This is a genomic window from Burkholderia guangdongensis (genome assembly GCF_013403875.1).
In the GTDB taxonomy this organism is placed as follows: domain Bacteria; phylum Pseudomonadota; class Gammaproteobacteria; order Burkholderiales; family Burkholderiaceae; genus Burkholderia; species Burkholderia guangdongensis.
This window is the reverse complement of the sequence record NZ_JACBNX010000006.1, coordinates 208,556-214,555: the sequence shown is the minus strand read 5'-3', so window position 1 is coordinate 214,555 and position 6,000 is coordinate 208,556. Positions and strand designations below refer to the sequence as shown.

The 6,000-nt window shown below is 49.8% G+C and carries 4 protein-coding genes and 1 pseudogene; all 5 read left to right on the top strand.

Annotated features, from left to right (window positions below; all coding sequences use genetic code 11):
• Positions 1 to 130 precede the first annotated feature (130 nt).
• Positions 131 to 907, top strand: a pseudogene (locus tag HZI36_RS08545) (site-specific integrase); the annotation flags it as partial.
• A gap of 74 nt (positions 908 to 981) precedes the next feature.
• A complete protein-coding gene (locus tag HZI36_RS08540; protein ID WP_179402202.1) occupies positions 982 to 1,266 on the top strand; it encodes a hypothetical protein in 285 nt (94 codons plus the stop codon).
• A gap of 345 nt (positions 1,267 to 1,611) precedes the next feature.
• On the top strand, positions 1,612 to 2,847 hold the full coding sequence (locus HZI36_RS08535; protein WP_179402201.1) for an ABC-three component system protein: 1,236 nt from the start codon (positions 1,612 to 1,614) through the stop codon (positions 2,845 to 2,847).
• Between the two features lie 5 nt (positions 2,848 to 2,852).
• Positions 2,853 to 3,356, top strand: a complete 504-nt coding sequence (locus tag HZI36_RS08530; RefSeq protein WP_179402200.1) for an ABC-three component system middle component 4 — start codon at positions 2,853 to 2,855, stop codon at positions 3,354 to 3,356.
• Positions 3,357 to 3,361: 5 nt separating this feature from the next.
• Entirely contained in the window at positions 3,362 to 5,344 is a 1,983-nt protein-coding gene (locus HZI36_RS08525; protein ID WP_179402199.1) for an AAA family ATPase, read from the top strand.
• Positions 5,345 to 6,000: the final 656 nt, after the last annotated feature.

Here is a 6,000-nt window from a genome sequence, read left to right as displayed (position 1 = left end):
TAACGTCGTTGCCAAGTGGACCGGCTCCCGGCACGATTGGAAAGGCGCGATGACGCAGTTTGCACTGCTTTACCCGGAGCGATTCAATATCGGAATCTGAGTCTCAACCCGCCTCACACACGAAATTCCGGATACCTCCAAACTGAGGGACGATTGGTTGAAACAGACCAATCCTCCACTGAAGCCAGCCAGCGTGGTGCGGCGCCTCGCTGTCCTCTCCCATGTCTTCAGCATCGCCCGGAAGGAATGGGGCATGGAAAGTCTGCTCAATCCCCTCGAGCTGGTGCGCAAGCCACCGCCCAACAATGCACGCACCCGCCGGATCGCTGCTCCCGAATCTGACACGGAGTCTGCTCGTCAGACGGAAGCCGGGGAGTTGGAGCGTGTCGTGGCGGCAAGTGGTTCGGACTTGCTGCCTGCCATTATTTGGCTCGCCGTCGAAACGGCGATGCGACGCGGGGAAATCGTCGATCTCCAGTGGGAGCACGTTGACCTACGCCGACGGGTCGCACACCTCCCGGAAACCAAGAACGGGAGTTCCAGAGACGTTCCCTTGTCGACACGTGCCGTCGAAGTGCTCAAGGAGCAACGAAAAGCTGCCAAGACGCGTAGCGGCGACGACAGGGTCTTTCCAATTCGCAGTGATGCGGTAACACGGGCGTTCGAACGTGCTGTTGAACGTGCGCGGTCTATCTACGTAACCGAATGCAAAGATGCTGGGACGGTGCCCAGCAAATCCTACCTCGAGGATCTCCGGTTCCACGATCTTCGCCATGAGGCAACTTCTCGCCTGGCGGCGATATTCCCAGTGCACGATCTGGCGAAGATTACTGGACATCGCGACCCGCGTATGCTCATGCGGTACTACCATCCTCGAGCTGAGGATCTGGCGAAACGGCTTAAGTGACTGTCGTGTTGCCCAGGCTCGGCAGTTTTCCGGGGCGGTTGATGTCACCGACCCGTGAGCGTAAAAGGTCCACGATGAATCCCGAACTAGCCGCCGAATTGGCTGACGAGGCGCAACTGAAGGCCGCTATACGCGAGTTGCGTAAGCTGCGAAAAGAAAGCGAGCCTCTTAACCGCGCATGGTCCGATACGCGGGTCGCCAGACTCAGGTACGAGCGGGAATACGTGTCCGTGGTCAAGCAGCTAAAGGAACGGGAGGACCGTATTATGGACGAGCTATGGCCCTATCTCGATAAGATTGAGGCACTAGAGAAACAGGTGAGGAAGCTAGATCGCAAGATGCGGAAAGCGCGGGCGTGATGCATGCCGCGGTGCGTGATGAGGTGTTTCGCGAGGCGTACGCCATCAAGTTTTCGCAACACGCTTTCGTGCTTTTTGCAGGCGCCTCCATCCCGTCCTAAAACGGAGTCAATTCGCATCAGCGGAAATTGGAGTGTCATAACCCGCCGACCTTGTTGGGTGCTACAGATGGTGCTGCGCCAAGGACACAAGCGCCGGGCAGGACCGTGCGCTTTCCTTGTCGTTTTGCTCGGCGACGGCAGCTGCAATGTGCAAAACGTATACGCAATTCGTATTGAACATGGTTTAGATTGAGGTTTTCAGCTATTCTTGAAACACTGGCGACCGCACAGTTACGGGGAAACAATGATCGAGTTCATCAAAAAAAACAATCGCGATACAGTTATATTATTCGTCCACGGTTTTACTGGTGGAAAAGAAACATGGAAGAACGCAGAGCATGGTTATTTCTTCGACCAGCTTTCGCAGTTTCCCTCCATCAGCGAGAATTTCGACATTGCCACATTCGAATATTTCACAAAGCTCTCGAGTCTCTTTGTGGAAATCAATTCGACAATTGGTCGATTGAAATCTCTTTTCACGAAAATTCAACCGAAATCAAAGAAAAATGTCAGTATCGAAGAAATTTCCGCTCTGCTTGGATCACAAATAAGATTCGCGTTGGCCGCGTATGACAATATTATTGTGGTAGCTCACAGTATGGGCGGACTGGTCACCAAGGCATGCATTTTGAATGATCTTCGTCAAGGTCAAGCGAGCAAAATTAAACTCCTCCTTTCGTTGGCAGTTCCCCACTTGGGGGCGAACCTGGCGACATACGGGAAGCTCCTTTCGAATAACAAACAGATAAACGATCTCGCGCCGCTCAGTGAACTATGTCCCACAATGAACAATGAGTGGGTTAAGTATAATTCGAAGCCGGCAATTAAATATTTTTATGGGTCTTATGACGATATCGTCACCAAAGAGAGTGCAATCGGGACCGACAACCTACCCCAAGATACAATAGCCTGCGATGATGATCATCTCAGTATTTGCAAACCTGGTGGGGCGTCAAGCATTGCCATTACTGCGACCAAACAATTTCTAGATGACTTTGTTAAGCAGAGGGAATTGGAAGCTGGATTAACTGCGAAGCGCTTAGTGGATCCAAGCCAATACAAAGACGAAACGTTTGTTCTTAAGCTCATGTTGGCGGATGTCCACAATGCCACAGTTAAGCACTCGAAAGAGCACTTTCTAAATGCGGAGTACGCAAGAAAGCTGTTCAGCAGCACTGCTGATCAGGAAAAACTTCGGTTGCTCTACGATAGAATACGCACGCTCTATCAGAATTGTTACGAAAGCTTTGTGAGTGGCAAGGGCGGAGATTCCACGTTATTGGTGAACGAGGTCCATCAAAAGATCGTATCAGAGGATGCCAACTACTTGAAGACAGCCTTGCCGATGCTCCAAGGGCTGCACAAAATGGGGATGCTCCACCAAATCGCAAATGATCTTCAGGACGACGTGTGGTGGAGCGAGGATCAGTCGATAGAGGCGCTTGAGGCCTTAAAAGTCGAACTTGAAAAAGACAGGTGATTTTCATGCGACCTTTACCCTACGTGGTTCCTGACAGCAGTAGATTTTTGAATGTTGGAATTTTGCTTTTGATGATAAACGTACTTGGGAAAAGTCAGCAGGGTAAAATATTGCTTAATAACGAGCGACTGTTGATTTTTATGTATCTTGTCAAGAATCCAGTCATCTTGGCGCAGCTTTTAATCCGTTTAGGTTCATCGAGGGTTGATTTGGCGACCGAAGACGTTCTCTCCGTTTCCAGTTTATCCGTCAACATGGACTCTTTGTTTGACCACCGCTGGATCAAAGGCTTGCTCAAGCACCTCGCATCTTTGGGTTTTTTGGCAGCAGATTACAGGAAGGCAGATGGGTTCGTTTATTCATTGACTGAGAAAGGAGAGCAGGCAGCTCAAGCATTGGTCGGGAACCATTTCGAGAAAGTACGCCGACTCCTTTACGCACTCGAGCCCGCAAAGACGCAGTCTACATCGTCCCTAAACAAAATCCTTAATGAAATATTTAGAAGGTGACGTCAGTGGAACAAAATAAACCCAGTCTCGTTATTAACCGACTTGTCCTCGTTGGAAGAAGAAAAAACTACGTTATCCCTTTTGCTGAGGGGGTAAATATCGTTTATGGCGACTCGACTACTGGGAAATCGAGTGTGCTGGAATGTATTAACTATCTTCTGGGCTCCTCGAAATTCGTCTACGATCGGGAAATTGAGCTGTCGGTCCGGTTTGTTATGATGGAGGCCAGATTAAATGATCTGCCATACGTTATTAAGCGGGATATATTCAAACCGAATGATCCAATTGAAGTCTATGCTGGCAATTTGGACTCTGTCGAATTGACTTTCCCGAAGAAGTTTACGCCTAATTTCGGCTTGCCGGAGTCTGCGGATGGATTCTTTTCGGATTTTATGATGATGGCTCTTAATATACCAAATATTAAGATGCGTCAAGCTCCATCGAAGGTCGACTCCGCAATGATTCGACTTAGCTTCCGAGATGTTTTCAAATATTGTTATCTCAAACAGGATGACGTAGGGAGCAAAGCGTTGCTGGGCGGTAGCAATTATGCCGTTGCAGTCAAAAACAAAGAAACGTTTAAGTATCTATTCAATCTCCTGGATACCAACGTTTCTGATGCTCACGAGGAACTTTCCAGTCTTGTTAAGCGACGAGATAATGTAAAGGAAAAGTACGATGTAGTATCCGACTTCTTGAGAGAAACCGAGTTTGAATCGGAGTCAAACCTTACTGACGCCCATGAAGCAGTCGCGCTTCAGGAGGAAACTCTGAGGCAGCAGTTGAATGGTGTGAACGCGGCAATGATCGCTGGCAGTGAAAGTTATTCATTTTTAAAAGAGACTCTCCTTGAGCTTTCGGCAAAAATTTCATTGGCGGAACAGGATAGAGCCGCTTCCGAGCGCGCCGTCGATCGCTATGTGAGACTTAGAAACGATTACCAAGTTGACATTGAAAAACTTAAATCGATACGGACGTCTAAGTCAGTTATCGGTGCTCAAGTCGACTCATTTTCATGTCCGCTTTGTGATAGCACTGTTATGTTGGGCGAGATTAAGGTGGAGTTTTCGATCGATGATGGTGATCGTGCGGCCCAAGAAGTGAATGTGCTCGTCAAACGAGTACGCGACCTGAAAGATCTCATTCAGGTCGAGCAAGACAAGCAAGGAATGCTGACGGCGGAGTTGAAATCGCTGAGTGAAGAGCGGGATCGGGCACGCCGACTTCTCGATGAAGAGACGGCAGAAATGATTACGCCGTATCTGTCAGAGCGTGATGGCTTGTCTGCTGAAATCGCCAAACTCGGCGAGAGCCGAAAGCAACTTCGCCAAGCAATAAAGGTGCGCAATCAGCAAAAAGGGATCCTCGCTGAAACCGTCGCTCTCGACGAACGTATCGTGGGGATGCAGGAGAAACTTGATCTGTTGAAAGCGGCAGCTCCCTCTATGGAAGGAATTTTGTCGAAGATCGGAGATTTTTTGAGTGCGTACTTGCGTAAAGTTAAGATCAAGGACCAGCGCGAGGTATCGATTAGTAAGCGGACAATACTTCCAGTGCTCCGATCGCGAGATTATAGTGACATCACCTCCGGCGGCCTTCGGACGATACTCTCCATCGGCTTCTATCTCAGCATATTGGACACGGCGGTTGATTCAACCTGTAATCTGCCGACCTTTCTAATGGTAGACACTGTCGGGAAATATTTGGGTAAGACCCAAAAGCAATATAACGAAACAAATCAGATCGAAGATCGAAGAGAAGAGGTATCCGATCCAAGCAAGTACCTCAACATGTACAGCTATATGTTTTCACTAGCAGATCGCGCGAAACAAAAAGGCGTTGCAACGCAAATTATTGTCGTCGACAACGATGTGCCGCCGGCAATCCAGACGCAGTTCGCAGATTCAATTGTCGCCCATTTCAGTAGTGAGGGGATCGATGGCCTTTCCCGCGGGTTAATTGACGACGCTCACCTGCTCAGTTACTAGAGCGACCTGCTGACTTGATCTTCTCCGATCGGAGAAGATCAACATGCGTCTGGCAATCGATATGGCGAGCGCCTGATAAGAACCTCGTACGGTTGGCGATAGGCAATTCCCGGGCGCCAGTGTCGACAGTGGGCGGTATTGTCTTGGCGTTTAGGTTCACCCCGCAGGTAGCGAGTGCCTGTCGGCGGCGTTGGTGAAATCCGGGTGTTAGAAGACTCGTATAACGCCGACGCCGCTGCGTATCCCGAGTCCCCAAAGCATGTGGTTCGGCAGCGTAGAAGCAATAAGCCATCCAACGCGGGTGGCCCGTGGGGCGTGTTACCTGGGGCGCGACTGGTGACGCTCTCTTTCGGCAATACGTATGGCTTCATCGCGTGCAACAGCGGCCTCATATTTCCGTTGAGTGTTAATCCTGCGGCCCATTTGAATCGCCCCTGCGCGCCAAGTAAAGCAAGAATAGCCGTTCCGACGAATGGTACCGGAACGTAGCCTGAGACTGTGCCGTTCACATCTATGGGCCGCGGCCAGACATCTGCTTCGGGTAGCCCGAGGCACTCGTATATCGCCGACGCTTCCCAAAATGCATAAATCTCGTCCGGCACCGTAACAAATTCCATGCGTATTTACGTACATACATATGTACACAAGTCATTGTT

What these genes read in the sequence shown, in the direction of transcription:
- HZI36_RS08540 (WP_179402202.1), top strand. Translation starts at nt 982, where the DNA reads ATGAATCCCGAACTAGCCGCCGAATTGGCTGACGAGGCGCAACTGAAG.
- HZI36_RS08535 (WP_179402201.1), top strand. Translation starts at nt 1,612, where the DNA reads ATGATCGAGTTCATCAAAAAAAACAATCGCGATACAGTTATATTATTC.
- HZI36_RS08530 (WP_179402200.1), top strand. Translation starts at nt 2,853, where the DNA reads ATGCGACCTTTACCCTACGTGGTTCCTGACAGCAGTAGATTTTTGAAT.